Source organism: Nostoc sp. (genome assembly GCF_036917275.1).
Classification (GTDB): domain Bacteria; phylum Cyanobacteriota; class Cyanobacteriia; order Cyanobacteriales; family Nostocaceae; genus Nostoc.
This window is the reverse complement of sequence record NZ_JBALDF010000012.1, coordinates 27,812-45,285: the sequence shown is the minus strand read 5'-3', so window position 1 is coordinate 45,285 and position 17,474 is coordinate 27,812. Positions and strand designations below refer to the sequence as shown.

Sequence of the window (17,474 nt, the reverse complement as noted above, 5' to 3'; positions counted from 1 at the left end):
TTTCTCAGTCTTCTAGCTAACTTTAGAAACATATAAAGTCTCCAATTAGCTAGAAAAAAGTTGAAAAATCCTCACAGATAAAAAATTCAGTCGATCCATTCTGTAAGAACACTATTTTCGGAAGAATAACAGTATGTTTTTTCACAAAAAAGACCCGATCCATACAGTAAAGATTAGTGAACCAAATCCTCGTTATGCTCAATTGCTTCTAGAGCAGTTTGGTGGAGCTACTGGAGAACTTAGTGCAGCCCTGCAATATTGGGTTCAATCATTCCATGTTGAAAATGCTGGAATTAGAGATATGCTCCAAGATATTGCGCTTGAGGAATTCGGCCATTTAGAAATGGTTGGTAAACTCATCGAAGCTCATACCAAAGATGTGGATCAAACAGAGGCTTTTAAGAGTACTCTATTTGCAGTTCGAGGGGTGGGGCCTCATTTTCTAGATAGCCAGGGTAATACTTGGACTGCAAGTTACTTAAATGAAGGCGGAGATGTAGTGCGTGATTTGAGAGCCAACATTGCAGCAGAAGCTGGTGCTCGTCAGACTTACGAATCATTGATCAAGTTGGCAACCGACCAAGGAACCCAAGAGACTTTAGTCCATCTGTTAACACGAGAAATTTCTCATACTCAGATGTTTATGAAAGCTCTAGATTCACTGGGTAAGTTGACAGATCCATTCTTTGGTAATGTTAAGCCAGATGAAACTGTTGCTCTTTACTACAACTTATCTACAAACGGTAATGGTAAAGATGAGCGTGGCCCTTGGAATTCTGAGCCAACATTCAAATACGTTGCTGATCCGCTACAAAGTCACTCTTAATTGCATAGGTTGTAGTTAGAGTGGTTAAAGTATAAGTTGATTTGAGGCTCAAATGTTTTTGACAGATTGTTGAAAACTCTCAATCATCCGGTGGGCAAATAGCCCACTTTATTTTGCAATTATTGGGTTGTTTGTCCACACAAAAGATTTTTTAGGTTGAATTTAGCTAAATTCAACCTATAGCAATCTTAAATCATTTTTGGACACCAAGATTCCCGGCTTCTCTGAGAAGTCGGGAATCTAAACCTAGCAGTATTTGCTGATATTAATTTGGGTGCAATATTTACTGTGGATACATATGCGCCATGAAGAATAGACTATTTAACACTCAATTAAGAATAGCTATAGATATTAATCCTAAGCCACACTAAAGAAGTCAGAGCGATCGCCCTTCAATATCTACATCAACATTTCTGACTTCAAAAATTAATTCAAATTCAAACCAAAACTCAGAATCAGGAGATTGACTTGTGATTGTCAAGGCTACGCAAAATGGTTGGGAAGTCATTTATCATCGTGCCCATGCTTTGTTAGCAGCTCAACTGGCAGGACAGTGGCGACGTAAAAATGCTCCAGAAAGGTTATATGAAACGCTAGCTGCAATTTCCCATCACGATGACCTAGAAAAAGAGTGGGAAGAAGATATTCTTACTAAAGCAGGGGCACCAAAGGATTTCACCCTCAATTCTGATGCTGATGCAGATGCCGGTGTCGAGAAATTGGCTGAACTAGCAAAGAATGCCCTTTACCGTGGACGATGGGTGGCTCTATTAATTTCCATGCACATCAGTCGTCTAAATGAGCCAAGCCGGGGTAAATCTTCACAGCTAGACAAAGTTTTAGATGAGCAACTTCAAAACCAGCAGCGTTGGTACAAAGAACTGGGCATCAAAAAGGAGAAAGTTGATGCAGCCTATGCATTTATGCAATGGTGCGATCGCCTTTCTTTGATCCTCTGTCAGGAGGAACTACCTGCTGATGAGCGGTTTTTAGAAATTAGTAAGGGTCCTGAAGGTCAGCGTTATGACATCATGCAGCGCAGTGATAATTTGGTAGTTGTCAAACCCTGGCCTTTCCAGGAGGATAAATTCACAGTCAACGTCGAAGCCTGCGATATATCCCAGGTAAAATTTGAGAGCAGCACCGAATTAACTCAAGCACTACAAAAAGCCCCTATCAAGGTGCTAAAGTGGACATTTGTTAAGAGTTAGAGTCAAGGAAAGGAGGTTTTGAAGTGGGGTTTTCAGTATACTTTACGACTTTTAAAACATCTTCTCAAAGGGATAGCAATAGTTAGCTAATATCTGGAATAGCAAGCACTCTCAGAAAGCTTTACAGGATAATAAGTTTGATCCAGCTAAAAAAATCTGTAACTTGCTTTTTTATTGATCTCTACAATAAAGCCATATCTTATAATTGCACTCACTATTTAAGACATTAAAACTCAGTATTCAATAAATAAAGAGCCAGAGAACTAACTTTCTGGCTCAAAGCTGGAGACAAAATGAATCATCAAATAAAGGCTAACTTGGGTAAGAACCTAAATTCTTCCCAGGTTATGCAGCCCTAAGACAGCGCCCACTCCTAAAATATGACCAAAGGCGGTACTTGCTAAAAGGGCTGGTAAACCAAAATTACCCAGGAAATTGACTGAGGGTAGTTTTGGTTCTGCGTTGGGATACTTGATAGTAGATTTGCCAATGACAATGGCAATGATATTGGCAATAATGATAATCAGTCCAACTATCGGACTCCATTGCAGAGGTGTAGTTGCAGCAGCGAGTAAGGTTGAAGTAAACACCTGATTTGCTCCTGAAATTTATTAATGATTGAAAATATAATCTGAAACTTTCCGAAGCAAATTCCACAAAGTACCCAATTTTGCATCAATATTTAACAGTTATTCTTACTACTTAATACAACGTAAGTTCAACGCGGTGAGTTGACTGTGGTAACTGGTTTGAATTTCAATGTAAGAAGTAGGCATTTTTTAGTTTTAAACTATACCGGATTATCAAATGCTAAGAAGAATTAATCGCGGTTGATCTATAATGCAGCGAATGTTAATAATATTTCAAGTAAAAAATAGAACATTCTTATATCTCAATAAGTGATTTGGCTCTGAGCAACTAGTTAAAGGTAGGCAAACTCCTGGCACAGCTTATTAAAAAAATAAACCTTCTTTAAATATTGACCTCTTGCATAAGTCGAATAGACCCCCCTTAATCCCACGCCACTTGCTACAACGGAGGGAACCTCCCTTCGGGTTCAGCAGTTCCTCATGGGGGTTTCCCCCATGAGGAACTGCCTCACCGCAACGCAGTGGCTCCCCGATATATTGAGGGGAAACTTTAAATCTTGCCCCCTCCCCTTCATAAGGGGAGCCACTGCGTTGGGCGGGCAATGCCCGACTTGAAGCAAGTGGCGTGAGGGTTGGGGAGGGGTGATTCAAGGATTTTTGCAAGAGGTCTATTGACCTAAAAGGTTTACCTGCTCTGCCTGTGACTGCTTTTTACAGCGGATTGCAAGTTAGTAAGCTAGTGCTTTGGTTTACAAGCCTGATAAAAAACCTTTTTTACTCCTGACTGCTACTGTAACTTCCTCGAACTCACGTTGAATGCATCTATCTATAGAATTTATCTGCGCCAGAAAAAAATATAATTTTCATCTATCAAAAGTATTAGATATAACTATAGTAATTTCTTCTATCTAAAGAAATTAAATATTTATACAGGACTTACTTACGCAAAGTTATGAAAAAACGAACCGCAAAGGACACAAAGGAATAAGGTTTCAGATAGTTATTGCGTAAGTCCTATATTTGCCCTAAGAGTATATTTCTGGTAGAAGATGTAAAAAAAGATTAGACATAGTAAATTAAAATCAATATTAATCAAAGTTCTTAAACAATTCAGGAAAGTGTGCTATACACGGACTTGGAATAGCCGAAAACTTTGTTAAAATCAGCACAACACAAACTATGAACTTTACCACCGAAAAACGTATTGCCTTGATTTCCGTCCACGGAGATCCAGCGATTGAAATAGGGAAAGAAGAAGCTGGGGGACAAAATGTTTATGTGCGCCACGTGGGTGAAGCATTAGCGCGGCTAGGATGGCAAGTTGATATGTTTACCCGCAAAGTGAGTCTGGAGCAAGACTCAATTGTTGAACATAGCGACAATTGTCGAACTATTCGTTTAAAAGCTGGTCCCCTTGAGTTTGTGCCACGAGATGATCTTTTTGATTTTCTCCCAGAATTTGTGGATAATTTCCTTAAATTCCAAGTAAAAAATGACTTTAAATACCAGTTAGTTCACACTAACTACTGGCTCTCTAGTTGGGTGGGGATGGAGTTAAATAAAATCCAAGATAGTAAACAGGTTCACACCTACCACTCCTTAGGAGCAGTCAAGTATAACAGTATAGAAAATATTCCTCTGATTGCTAGTAAGCGATTAGAAGTGGAAAAACAAGTTTTGGAAATAGCAGAGCGAATTGTGGCGACAAGTCCGCAAGAACAACAACATATGCGATCGCTAGTTTCCACTAAAGGCAATATCGACATCATTCCCTGCGGTACAGATATTCAGCGGTTTGGTTCAATTGCCCGAGAAGCAGCCAGAGATAAATTAGGTATTGAGAAAGAAGCCAAAGTTGTATTATATGTAGGACGTTTTGACTCACGCAAAGGGATAGAAACCTTGGTACGTGCAGTAAACGAGTCTGGGCTACGGGATTCCAACAATCTTCAGCTAATTATTGGTGGTGGTAGTACTCCAGGTAACAGCGACGGGATTGAGCGCGATCGCATTGAGCAAATCATCAACGAATTGGGGATGAGCGACTTTACCACTTTTGCTGGTCGTCTGAGTCAAGATATTTTGCCAACTTATTACGCAGCTGCCGATGTTTGCGTTGTTCCCAGTCACTACGAACCCTTTGGACTCGTGGCGATCGAAGCGATGGCAAGCGGTACACCAGTTGTCGCTAGTGATGTCGGCGGACTTCAGTTTACTGTAGTTAATGAAGAAACTGGTTTATTGGCATCACCACAAGATGTAGATGCTTTTGCGTCTGCCATTGACCGAATTCTCTTAAATCCAGAATGGCGAGACGAATTGGGTAAAGCTGGCAGAAAGCGCGTTGAAACTAAGTTTAGCTGGGATGGCGTAGCAAATCAACTGAGTGAACTTTACACCCAACTGTTGCAGCCACAACCAGTAGCGTCAACAGCAAAAGAATTAGTGCAGTCAACTGCCGAATTAGTGCAATCAACAGCAAAAGAACTAGTAGAGTCAACTGCCGAATTAGTGCAGTCAACAGTAAAACAGCCAGTTTTTGTTACTAAATAATTCTTTTGCCTAACAGATAATGGTGAGTGGATAACTCGGAAGTAAGCAATAATTTTCTTTTCCTAGTCTTCAGTCACCATTACTTAATCATTTATAGGACTTACGCAAAAATTGCCAAAAAGCTTAATTTATCGAACCGCCAAGACGAGGCAGTGCGTTGGGCGGCTCTGCCGACTTGAAGCAACTGCCGTGCCAAGAACGCCAAGAATCGTAGAGTGTGCGTAAGTCCTAATTTATTCTAAATATTTCCTCTAGGGTGAGTGATTTGTACTATTGGTTCACTGATAGATTTATTTGTGCGTTTTTTTATTCGCAGGTACTACCAAACCAAGTAACCGTTATGATAGTTGAGGTCTGCTATGCTTTAACTAAACGAAAATATAAAGCATAGCGATCGCTACCATTTGAATGTTAACAACTAATCGCTTTGCAACCAGTTGACTTTACCACTCTCACAGCTGCTTGTAGCGAAATCCGCGCTAACTGGCTACCATCACGCTTAGAACAAGTTTACCAGCGCGATCGCTACACTATTGCCATAGCATTACGCACCCTGAAACAGCGCGATTGGCTACAGATTTCTTGGCATCCCCAAGCTGCACATATTTGTATCGGCGATCCACCACCGCGATCGCCAGATACCTTTACCTTTAGCCAACAACTAATACACCAATTGAGTGGTTTGGCATTGGTGGCTATTGAAGCGATCGCCCCTTGGGAGCGGGTTATTGATTTGCAATTTGCCCGTCGTCCCGGAGAAAGCGCCCTGTATCATGTCTATGCAGAAATCATGGGCAAGTATAGTAACGTCATTCTCACCGACGCCAGCAATATAATTATCACCGCCGCCCATCAAGTCAGTCAGCAACAATCTAGTGTCCGTCCTATCCAAACCGGACAACCTTATGAAACACCACCGAAACTGACTGGAACTGTCCCCAGTTTCAGCGAATCCCAAGAACGTTGGCAAGAACGGGTAAGTTTAGTGCCAGGAGCAATCAAGCGGCAATTGCTAAAAAGTTATAGTGGCTTGAGTGCGGCACTACTAGAGTTAATGCTGTTAAAAGCAAATATTGCACCAGAAACATCCACTGATAGCCTTAACCCCGACGATTGGCAACGGCTATTTGAGCGCTGGCAAGAATGGCTGCAAGCCTTGGATTCCAGTAAGTTTCAACCAGCTTGGACAAAAGATGGCTACACCGTAATGGGTTGGGGTGGAGTTGAAAACGTCAAAGATATTCAGGAGTTACTTAACCGCTACTACAGTAACCAGATCAATCAACAGTTATTTTCTCAATTGCGCCATCAGTTGACTCAGAAATTGAATAATATTCTGACGAAATTACGCAATAAAGCGCAAACCTTTAAGACGCGCTTGCAGCAATCAGATCAAGCCGATGAGTATCGACAAAAAGCTGATTTATTGATGGCTCACCTGCAAAACTGGGAACCGGGGATGAAGGAAATTATCCTTGCTGATTTTGATACAAATTTGCCAGTAGCGATCGCTCTCCAACCAGATAAAAATGCTGTCCAAAATGCCCAAAGTCTTTACAAACAGCACCAAAAGCTCAAACGCGCTCGTTCTGCTGTCGAACCGCTACTGTTGTCAGTGCAGACAGAAATTGAGTATTTAGAACAAGTAGAAGCTGCGATCGCTCAGATAGACACCTACCAAATAGCAGAAGATTTGCGAACTTTAGAAGAAATCCGCGAAGAGTTGATTGGACAAAAGTATCTAGAAGATCCAGAATACCGCAGCCGCAGCGCCAATGAAGTCCCCAGCACCAACTTTCATCGTTATCTTACCCCCAACGGCTTTGAAGTATTAATTGGTCGCAACAATCGCCAGAATGATCAATTAACCTTTCGGGTAGCTGGGGATTATGACATCTGGTTCCACGCTCAAGAAATTCCAGGGAGTCATGTACTACTACGTTTAGAACCGGGTGCTGTTGCAGAAGAAGCTGATTTGCAATTTGTAGCTAATCTTGCTGCATACTACAGTCGCGCCCGTCAGAGTGATCAAGTGCCAGTAGTTTACACTCAGCTAAAACACGTTTACAAACCCAAAGGAGCAAAACCGGGAATTGCAATTTACAAGCAGGAGAGCATCCTCTGGGGAAAACCACAAATGGTCATCATTGGGCATAAGCCATAGGGCATTGGTTATTTCCCTCCTGCCCCCCTTCACCTCTTCCCCCATCTTCTACTTCTCTACACTACAGTTTGCTGAATTATCCTGATAGATAGAGGCTTTTTAGCTTTGTTTATATCTTTTTTTGATGAATATTCAGGAAAAATCTGTGTTGGCTGTTACAATATTGTTAAGAAAAGTTGCCTGTTGCATTTTGGGAACACGCAATTGGGTTTTAACTCTCTTGAGAAGACAACACAAAAAATATTTTTCAGACCAGCTGTGGGAGGCTGGTTTTTTTGTATTTAAAGTGCCTATACATTAGTTATGGCACTCAGACTTCTGATGGAACCAAGACTTGGGATACTTTTATGTCCCTGGTTGCCACGATTCATAACAATTTTAGATTTTAGATAATAGAAGAAAGAATTGAAGAATTAAAGCCTCGACTACTTCGACGCGGCTCAGTATAAGTCCGCTCGGCTTTAACACTGAGCGCAGCCGAAGTGTTAAAAATTATTTCGGTTCATGCCCCAACGTTGCATGGGCAGAACAATTCCATCATCCATTATCCAAAATTCGGCTGCCCTACACTCAATCTTGCCGGGGTCAATCCAAAATCCAAAATCGTTCGACTGAGCGTAGCCGTACCACTTCTCTACGTGGAAGGAAGCTACGCGTAGCGTTCCGCAGGAAAGTCCAAAATCCAAAATTGGCAGATGGAGTAACTGCTTGCCCTAAATTATTGATTGAGCCGATACCTTTTTGCGTTATTAGTAATCAATAGAGTGGGCATTGGGGATTAGGAAATAGGGACTAGTACCGCAAGGCGGAAGTCAAAAGTCAAAAGTCACTCATGTTTTAATTTTGGGCTTTTTAGCTGTAATGAAATGGTAGGTTTATTTCCGCCGATCTGTACTAGGCAGACAAGGAAGAGTTTTTCTAATCCCCAATCCCCAATCCCCAATCCCAATCCCCAATTCCCAATCCCCAATCCCCATAAATGGCTCGCACTCCTACATTAAATTTTGATCGTGGCACATTAATTTTGCATCCACCACCACGTGGCAAAGGTTGGATGGACTATGCTACATGGGATGATAGAGTTCAAAAATTCCGCATTCCAGCAATTAGATACCGATCGCTAGTGGAAGCACTACAAGCGGAAGATGTTAATTTTATTGATGAGGCGAAGAAATTTTATCCTGTAGATTTGGTTCCCAGTCTGGAAATGGAACCCTATCTTCACCAGACTGAGGCGCTAGCGGCTTGGAAACTGGCGGGTAGACAAGGGGTTGTTGTGCTTCCCACGGCGGCGGGAAAGACTTATTTGGCGCAAATGGCGATGCAGTCAACGCCACGCACGACGCTGATTGTAGTGCCAACTTTGGATTTAATGCATCAGTGGTATGCACATTTGGTAGCGGCTTTCCCTGATGCTGAGGTGGGATTGCTGGGGGGTGGTTCACGGGATAGAACGGCTATTCTAGTTGCAACTTATGATAGTGCAGCAATTCACGCCGAAACGTTGGGGAATCAATATGCGTTGATTGTTTTTGACGAATGTCATCATTTACCAACAGATTTTAATCGGGTGATTGCTGAATATGCGATCGCACCCTATCGCCTGGGACTCTCGGCTACACCAGAACGCACTGATGGTAAACACGCTGACTTAAATATCCTCATTGGTGAAGAAGTATATCGCAAACGCGCTGAAGATTTGGCTGGGAAGGCGTTAGCAGAACATGAAATTGTCCAAATTAAGGTAAAGTTATCGCAACTTGAGCGGGAAAAATATAACCAATTAATTCAAACGCGCAATGACTTTTTAAAGCAATCTCGAATTTCTTTGGGGAGTCTGCAAGGTTGGCAAATGTTCGTGCAAATGAGTGCTAGATCGCAATCTGGACGGAGAGCTATGTTAGCGCACCGGGAAGCAAAAGATATCGCTTTGGGTACTGATGGGAAATTGCGAATTTTGGTTAATTTATTGGCAGAACATTATCCGGCACGAATTTTGATTTTCACTGCTGATAATGCGACGGTTTACCGCATTTCTCAAGAGTTGCTAATTCCGGCAATTACTCATCAAACTCCTGTGAAGGAACGGCATGAGATATTAACAAAGTTTAGAGAGGGTAAATATAATACTTTGGTTGCTTCTCATGTGTTGAATGAAGGTGTTGATGTGCCGGCGGCAACTGTTGCGATTATTTTATCGGGAACGGGTTCGGCTAGGGAGTATACTCAGCGATTGGGGAGGATTTTACGGAAGGGAAATATTGAGAATAAGCAGGCGATTTTATATGAGGTGGTGGCGGAGGATACGAGTGAGGAAGGGACTTCGGCTAGGCGAAGAGGTGTGGAAAGAGAAAACGAACCGCCAAGACGCGGAGGACGCACAGAGGAGGAGAAAGGGAAGTTACAGGTTGTGTATGGGAGTGGGAAGGAAAGGAGTTTTAAGGCTGCGGAACAGTTAGAAATTAATTATTCAACCGGAAGTCCAAAATCTAAAAACAAAAATTCAGCAGATGTTACCGACAGATTTACTGATGCATCGCCAAAACGGGGAGGAGATTATTCCGAAGAGACTGAAGATTGATCAGAAAACTTCGGAGTTGGCGATTGAGTTGATTAATTATTTTCAATCAGCAGTGGGGAAGACTCAGGGTGTGCTTGAGCGACAGCTGACTGATTTTGAAGGAGATTCTACAGATTATCGGGTGAAGCGGGGATTAGCTTATATTCTCAAAAGCAGTTTTTGCACTTTTGAGGTGATTAGTCCTTTGGAACCACAAATGTTAAGAGAACGGGTGTTTTCACTAGCTTCAAAGTCTGTTTCTAGTCGAGAATCAACACAAGTTACTCTTGGTAAAGTTGCTGATGAGTTAACTCAAGAACTTGAACGGGAAGTTTTACTAGAACAGGTTCGGAATGGACTATATGCTGATTTATCTGAAAATAAAATTTTGACTGTTTTTGATGCACCAACAGCGCCAGATTTGTTGAATCGCTATAACTTATCTCAAGTGCAGGGTGTATTTTATAAAGCTAGTCAAATGGTGTTAAATGCTCATCGCAATGTTCCGGGTGAATATAAGCTGTTGTTTCGCTATCTAAAGTTGTTTCAATTGATGGCTTATATTGAGGGCGATGCTGACCACGGGTTTACAATTACCATTGATGGTCCGACGAGTTTGTTTAATCCTAGTACGCGGTATGGGTTAGCGATCGCTAAACTTATTCCCGCTTTACTTCACGTTACCAAATGGAGTCTTTCGTCGATTCTCCAAAGCCGCGACGCTTATACAAATACTTGGAAAACTGGACGTTTCACCCTTAATTCTGAATGTGGTTTGGTATCCCATTATCCACCAGGTAAGCCATATGATAGTATGCTCGAAGCATCTTTTGCTGATAAGTGGGATGCATTGAAAAGCGGTTGGGCGTTAGAGCGAGAAGTTGATTTGATCCCAATCCCTGGTAGTGTGATGATTCCTGATTTTCGCTTGGTGCATTCTGATGGACGCACCTTCTTATTAGAAATTGTTGGTTATTGGCGGCCAGAATATTTACAAAAGAAGTTTTCTCAGGTGCGACGGGCTGAACGGGACGATTTAATTTTGGCAATTTCCGAGCGACTTAATTTAGAAAAGGCGGGAGTAAAATTAAATGATGTTCCCGCGAGAATTGTTTGGTTTAAAGATAAGTTATTGCCGAAAGCTGTGTTAGCTGTGATGGATTGATAGTAATGCTTAATATTCCAGAATATGTAAACAGTCTCGTTACGAAATTTGTTCCATTTTATAGATTTATTCGTTTACAAGAACTTACAATTGATAAAAATTATTCCCTCCAAACAGAAATTAATAGTAACTCAATTAAAGTTCTCAGTTGGAATATTGCTAAACAAAACTATAATCAAACTTGGTTAAAAGATTTTTCAACTATAATTGAAACTTACCAACCCAACCTCATATTTTTACAAGAGTTTTCTCTAAAGCTAGAAGCAGATAAATTAGAAACCTGGCTGAAAATGAATTGGAATTTTGCCCCGAACTTTGTAGATATTCATCATCAAATTTATTCGGGAATTTTCACAGCAGCTACAATCAGTCCAGTTACAAAAAAAGTTTTCACTACTAAACATTATGAGCCTATTGTTAAAACTCCTAAAATTTCTTTAGTTACGGAGTATTTGCTATCAGATAAAAGCACAACTCTCCTGACAATAAATAGTCATCTGATCAATTTTGTAGATTTAAATAAATTTAAAATACAACTGAATGAATTAGAGCTAGCGTTATCTACACATCGTGGTCCACTAATATTTTCAGGAGATTTCAATACTTGGAGTCAAAAAAGAGCAGTTATCCTCAATCAAGTAACAACTCAATTAGGATTAACGCCTGTAATTTTCGCACCTCATGAGAAAGAGAAAATTAAACGCTTCCTGTTATCACCTCCTTTAGATCATATCTTTTATCGAAATCTCAATGTGAAGAAATCTAGTGCTAAGGTGCTAGACCAAATTTGTTCATCCGATCATAAGCCATTGCTGGCAGAATTTACTTATATAAATCCTCAAAAAAATTAAAATGCTTGTAGATGCTGGTGTTTTAGCTATTTTTAGCACAACTACAGTTGTTGTTCATGTCGTGGGAGTTGCACATGCAGCCCATGCAGTCATGAATGTCCGTTCTTCCCAAGGGGCGATCGCCTGGAGCATTTCTCTAATTACCTTTCCCTGGCTAGCTATTCCGTTGTATTGGATTTTAGGAAGAACTAAATTTCATGGATATGCTGAAACACTGCGCTCAGTCTATGCACAACACTACAATCTTATTCAGCCGATTTATAGTGAAATTATTAAATTTCAGGTTGCGCCACCAGATAATCTCGCCGAGTTGCAACCATTAGCGAAGGCTTTTACAGAAATTCCTTTCACATCAGGTAATGCTGCTGAATTACTAATTGATGGTCAGCAAACCTTTGAAGCGATGCTGAAAAAGATTGCATCAGCGACAAATTATGTTTTGTTCCAATTTTATACTGTTAACGATGACCAAGCTGGTAATGAGTTTAAAGAAGCATTGATTGCTAAAGCCAAGCAAGGAATAAACATCTACTTTCTCTACGATGAAATTGGTTCCAAGAAACTATCTCGTTCTTATATCCAGTCTTTAGAACAGCATGGAATTGCAGTAAGTGCATTTAACACCACCCAAGGTCAGGGTAATCGGCTGCAATATAATTTTCGCAATCATCGGAAAATCTTGGTGGTGGATGGAGAAATAGCATTTGTCGGTGGACTGAATATTGGTGACGAATATTTAGGAAAAAATCCTCGCTTGAGTCCCTGGCGTGACACTCACATGATGCTCGAAGGCCCAACTGTACAAAGTTTACAAAACTCCTTTGTGCGAGATTGGTATTGGGCGACTCGAAAACTTTTGGAAGTTAATTGGCAGGTAAAAATTAATCAAGAAACTAATCAAACTGCATTCATTCTTCCTACAGGCCCCGCAGATCAACTACCAGCTTGTAAGCTTTTTTTTGTCGAACTAATTAATCAAGCTCAAACTCATCTCTGGATTGCTAGTCCATATTTTGTGCCGGACGAAGCAACATTGTCAGCTTTAAAACTGGCAGCAATGCGAGGTGTAGATGTGCGTATTCTTTTACCAAATCGACCCGATCATTTATTTGTTTATTTATGTTCCTTCTCTTACTACACCGAAATGGAAAAAATCGGTATCAAGTTGTATCGTTACAAAAATGGGTTTATGCATCAGAAAATTATAGTCATTGATGAGAATATCGCAGGGGTAGGAACTGTTAACTTAGATAGTCGCTCTTTTTCCCTCAACTTTGAAGTTATGGGTTTTGTTACCGAGCCTCGGTTTGTCCAAAGTGTGAAAAAGATGTTAGAGGATGATGTAGCTGTCTGTATTCCTGTTGATCTTGATGAGTACGATAAAAAACCTTTTTGGTTCAAGTTAGCTGTGAGAGTGTCTCGATTGCTGACTCCTTTACTTTAATTACTAATAATTGCCTCTACCTTTAAATCGAGAAATTTCCATATCTGCTAAAAACTTCTCTGCAATGCCACTGACTAACTCTAAACACTTCTACGTTTCCAATACTCGGCGACTCTTTTTTCCCACTGCTCCCAGTAATCTTTGATAACTGCTGATTCAAACCAAAAGACTTCTGCTGGCATCTCTGGAATCGCTACTACTAAGAGAGCGTGCTTTAGCTGAATGCCATAATCTCGATAATATTCGTTAGCTGCTCCTATGTATGCCGTAAGTTGCAGTGGATGTTCATATAAATGCTCAATTGAGCCTTTAGGTTTGTCTGCTGTTTTCCACTCGCAAATACAGGGAATACCTTGATAGCTGGCAATACAATCAACTTTGCCAGAATAGCTCAAATCATGATGAAAAACAGAGCCTTCCACGAGTCTAACTGTGTCGATTTCTTCTAAAACTGGCTTGATACTCTCCCAATAAGGGCGACTCGCTTCGGAACAAACAGGGTTTTGTCCAAGGAGGTAGCGCTCAATTTGTTTGTGTGTTTGGGTTCCCCGACGACTAGCAGATGTCGTAATGCGGGTAGCTTCTTCTGTACCAACACGCGCTTTCCAGTTTAATAATCTGTCTCTGTCTGCTTGTGATTTTGTGGCATTAAGTATTGTAGTCACGCTGGGAAAGCGATTTCCCTTGGTATCTACATAATATTGTTTACCATTTTCTCTCTTGGATGTGGCATTAATCCGTGGTAGCAGTTGGGTATCAAATTGCATCAGTTGGTGTGTTGACTTTAATGTGTGTGATATATTTCCGAAATAGACAGAACTGCATTTGTATTTCCCAGTACGATGTTGTATTTTATTACTAAATTATGGAACCTGTAACATTAACAGCAGTTGCAACAGCGATCGCTACTATAGTTTTAACTAAAGCTCTAGAAAAAACTGGCGAAAAGCTTGGGGAAGCTGCATTAAACAAAAGTCATGAGTTAATCGAACAGCTACATAATAAAAATAAGTTACCGTTGCTAGCGGATGCAACAGAGCAAAATCCACAGCAGCCATTAGATTATGGCAAAGCAGTGCTGGAGTTGAAAGCAGTAGCAGACGCAGATACCGAAATTGCTCAATCTGTGCGAGAAGTGGAAGCAGCAGCAAATGCTGATCCTCAAGTAGCGCCGAAAGTCCAGGCGTTAGCAAATGACCTAAACTCGCAACCAGCAGGCGTTATCAATTCTACAAAGTTAGCTGACTCTATTAAAAACGTCTTTCAGGGAAATACTTTCACTGGTACTAATAATTTCTGACTGTACCCGCCTGTTGAGGAACAGGTAAAGTTAAATCCCTCTACTGAAACACCGCAAAATTTACCCCTGAGTGGAGTGGTGAAGTTTGTTGGACGTAAAGACGAACTGCAAACCCTTCATCAGATGTTGCAGGAAAATAATCAAGTAGCCATTGCTGCGATCGCTGGCATGGGTGGACTGGGTAAAACAGAACTGGCCTTACAATATGCAAAGGCTCATCGTGAAATTTACAAAGGTGGAATTTGCTGGTTGCTGGCAAAGGCTGGAGATGTGGGTATTCAAGTTGTGCAGTTTGCCAGAACGCAGCTTGACTTAAACCCACCAGAGGATTTGGATTTACCCGCGCAAGTGCAATACTGCTTTCGGCTTTGGCGCGAAGGTAATGTGCTGCTAGTATTAGACGATGTTGGAGAATATCAACAAGTTAAGCCTTATCTACCTTCGCCATCTTCCCGGTTTAAAGTGTTGATTACCACGCGCCAACACTTAGGAGCATCTATAAAGGAATTATCTTTAGATGTATTGCAACCAGAAGCGGCGCTGGAGTTATTAAAGTCATTTTTTAAAGAAACACCACAGCGAATTGAGCAAGAATTGGCTGTTGCAAATCAGTTGTGTGAATGGTTGGGATATTTGCCTTTGGGTTTGGAATTAGTCGGGCGATATTTGGCACGGAAACAGGATTTATCTTTAACAGAAATGTTGCGGCGGTTGGAGAAAAAGCGACTAGAACAACCCGCCCTTATTAAACCAGAAGCCGATATGACAGCACAACAAGGTGTATTAGCTGCCTTTGAGTTGAGTTGGCAGGAATTAGAAGACAGCGATAAGCAGCTTGGCTGTTTGCTGAGTTTATTTGCCGCTGCACCTATATCTTGGAAGTTGGTGGAACAGTGTTTACCAGAGGAAGACGAGGAAGAGTTAGAGGAAATTAAAGATGATACTTTGCTGAAACTGCATTTACTTCAGCGCAAAGGTGAGGGAATTTACCAATTGCATCCACTGCTAAGGGAGTTTTTCCAATATAAGCTTACAGGTTTAGAACAGGCAGAGGAATTAAAGCGATCGCTTTGTCGGGTAATGGTAACAGTTGCCAAGCAGATACCTCAAACCCTTACACTTGAGCAAATCAAGGCTGTTTCCCAAGCCATACCTCATATAACAGAAGTAGTAAATAATCAGATTCAATACGTCAGCAATGAAGATTTAATTTGGGTATTCGTTGGCAACGCTTTGTTTTACAACGGTCAAGGGTTGTATGACAAAGCCGCACATTGGTATAACGAGTGTTTAAAAATCACTAAAGAGCGCTTGGGAGAAGAACATCCTGATGTCGCTACCAGCCTCAACAATCTCGCGGCACTGTATGATTCCCAAGGCAAATACAGCGAAGCTGAACCCATGTTTATTCAAGCATTGGCACTCAGGCTCAAGCTGCTAGGCGAAGAACATCCCGATGTCGTCTCTAGCTTCAATAACCTCGCGCATCTCTACAAATCCCAAGGCAGATACAGCGAAGCCGAACCTTTGTACATACAAGCTTTGGCTCTCTGGCGTAAACTTCTAGAAGAAGAACATCCTAATGTTGCTACCAGCCTCAACAATCTCGCAGCACTCTACATTTCTCAAAGTAGATACAGCGAAGCTGAACCGTTGTTCATCCAAGGATTAGCACTCACGCACAAGGTGCTCGGGGAAGAACATCCCGATTTTGCCTCTAGCCTCAATAACCTAGCAGTACTCTACTATTCCCAAAGCAGATACAGCGAAGCTGAACCCATTCTCATTGAAGCTTTGGAACTCAGACGCAAACTACTCGGAGAAGAACATCCCGATGTTGGACAAAGCCTCAACAACCTCGCGTCACTCTACTACTCCCAAGGTAAATACAGCGAAGCCGAACCCTTGTTAATTCAAGCATTGGTACTCAAGCGCAAGCTGCTAGGAGAAGAACATCCCTCTTTTATCTCTAGCCTCAATAACCTTGCGGCACTCTACGACTCTCAAAGTAGATACAGCGAAGCCGAACCCTTGTACATCCAAGTATGGTCACTCAGGCGCAAAATGCTGGGGGAAAAACATCCTGATGTCGCCAAAAGCATAAACAATCTAGCATTACTTTACAAATCCCAAGGCAGATACAGCGAAGCTGAACCCCTTTACATCCAAGCTTTAGATATTTTTGAGCGACGGTTAGGTGCAGATCATCCTAATACTGTGACTGTGCGAAAAAATTTAGCATATTTGCGTGATCGCCTCCCCTCAAATCCAGAATAGACTACCTGGGGATACAAATTTACAGATTTTGTGCAAAGCGTACCATGCTAAAACTTAAAGGAGCGATCGCTTTAATTCGGCCTTTCCTGTTCTTAACTCTGAGGTAGAATGAAGTTCCCCAACCTACGCCAGTTTTAGTTTTTAGCCTTAACCCAAGCGTATTGTTATATAGGCAATCGCCTTACTCGGAAAGTTTCATTACTTACAGAAATAATTGTCCCTAACTCTAAATCTTCCTGGCATTCACTCAAAACTTGAGTCAACCGTTCATTAATTGCATCATAATTTTCGTTCCCCAACCTAAACAAAATCACACTGGGTAAACTATCCCCACTCACGGCTAAAAGTTGGGCAAAATCTAAATCTATAGTTAATAAAATTCTTCCTTCTGCACGGGCTTTAATTAAAATCTCATTATCTGGTAGTCTTTGCAAACCTTCATCGCGCAAATGCACCACATCATAACCAGCACCACGCAACCAAGTTACAGTGCGTAGTTAAATTCCCATATCTGCCAAAAACTTCATTATTAC

The 17,474-nt window shown here is 41.3% G+C and carries 11 protein-coding genes and 2 pseudogenes; 10 read left to right on the top strand and 3 right to left on the bottom strand.

Annotated features, from left to right (window positions below; translation table 11 throughout):
- Positions 1–133 precede the first annotated feature (133 nt).
- Both V7K35_RS05375 and V7K35_RS05370 read left to right on the top strand, forming a co-directional pair.
- On the top strand, positions 134–826 hold the full coding sequence (locus V7K35_RS05375) for a manganese catalase family protein (RefSeq protein WP_334798372.1): 693 nt from the start codon (positions 134–136) through the stop codon (positions 824–826).
- 470 nt (positions 827–1,296) lie between these two features.
- The gene (locus V7K35_RS05370; RefSeq protein ID WP_335076991.1) at positions 1,297–2,037 is read left to right on the top strand and encodes a DUF3891 family protein; all 741 of its coding nucleotides are present in this window, start codon (positions 1,297–1,299) and stop codon (positions 2,035–2,037) included.
- A 329-nt stretch (positions 2,038–2,366) separates the two neighbouring features.
- Here the strand turns inward: V7K35_RS05370 and psaK are convergent, their stop codons facing one another.
- A complete protein-coding gene (gene psaK / locus V7K35_RS05365) occupies positions 2,367–2,627 on the bottom strand; it encodes a photosystem I reaction center subunit PsaK (protein ID WP_335076989.1) in 261 nt (86 codons plus the stop codon).
- A gap of 1,179 nt (positions 2,628–3,806) precedes the next feature.
- Here psaK and V7K35_RS05360 point away from each other — a divergent pair.
- From V7K35_RS05360 to cls, 6 genes and pseudogenes are all read left to right on the top strand, one after another.
- Positions 3,807–5,042 (top strand): annotated as a pseudogene (locus V7K35_RS05360) (glycosyltransferase family 4 protein); the annotation flags it as partial.
- A 565-nt stretch (positions 5,043–5,607) separates the two neighbouring features.
- A complete protein-coding gene (locus V7K35_RS05355; protein ID WP_335076985.1) occupies positions 5,608–7,344 on the top strand; it encodes an Rqc2 family fibronectin-binding protein in 1,737 nt (578 codons plus the stop codon).
- Between the two features lie 979 nt (positions 7,345–8,323).
- The gene (locus V7K35_RS05350) at positions 8,324–9,925 is read left to right on the top strand and encodes a DEAD/DEAH box helicase family protein (protein WP_335076983.1); all 1,602 of its coding nucleotides are present in this window, start codon (positions 8,324–8,326) and stop codon (positions 9,923–9,925) included.
- Positions 9,855–11,069 carry a DUF790 family protein gene (locus tag V7K35_RS05345; protein WP_334798364.1) on the top strand — a complete coding sequence of 405 codons (1,215 nt, stop codon included), beginning with the start codon at positions 9,855–9,857 and terminating at the stop codon, positions 11,067–11,069. Before V7K35_RS05350 ends, V7K35_RS05345 begins: the two co-directional genes overlap by 71 nt.
- Before the next feature lie 5 nt (positions 11,070–11,074).
- Positions 11,075–11,920: an endonuclease/exonuclease/phosphatase family protein gene (locus V7K35_RS05340; RefSeq protein WP_335076981.1), complete on the top strand. Its 846-nt coding sequence runs from the start codon at positions 11,075–11,077 to the stop codon at positions 11,918–11,920.
- Between the two features lies 1 nt (position 11,921).
- The gene (gene cls, locus V7K35_RS05335) at positions 11,922–13,364 is read left to right on the top strand and encodes a cardiolipin synthase (RefSeq protein ID WP_335076979.1); all 1,443 of its coding nucleotides are present in this window, start codon (positions 11,922–11,924) and stop codon (positions 13,362–13,364) included.
- 80 nt (positions 13,365–13,444) lie between these two features.
- On the opposite strand, the gene V7K35_RS05330 is transcribed toward cls, so the two are convergent.
- Positions 13,445–14,131 (bottom strand): PD-(D/E)XK nuclease family protein, encoded by a 687-nt coding sequence (locus V7K35_RS05330; RefSeq protein WP_335076978.1) that lies wholly within the window; start codon positions 14,129–14,131, stop codon positions 13,445–13,447.
- A gap of 98 nt (positions 14,132–14,229) precedes the next feature.
- On the opposite strand from V7K35_RS05330, the gene V7K35_RS05325 reads away from it, so the two are divergent.
- Positions 14,230–14,664 carry a hypothetical protein gene (locus V7K35_RS05325; protein ID WP_335076975.1) on the top strand — a complete coding sequence of 145 codons (435 nt, stop codon included), beginning with the start codon at positions 14,230–14,232 and terminating at the stop codon, positions 14,662–14,664.
- A 75-nt stretch (positions 14,665–14,739) separates the two neighbouring features.
- Entirely contained in the window at positions 14,740–16,941 is a 2,202-nt protein-coding gene (locus V7K35_RS05320; RefSeq protein WP_335076973.1) for a tetratricopeptide repeat protein, read from the top strand.
- 164 nt (positions 16,942–17,105) lie between these two features.
- Here V7K35_RS05320 and V7K35_RS05315 read toward each other — a convergent pair.
- Positions 17,106–17,423: pseudogene (locus tag V7K35_RS05315) on the bottom strand (DUF5615 family PIN-like protein); the annotation flags it as partial.
- Positions 17,424–17,474: the final 51 nt, after the last annotated feature.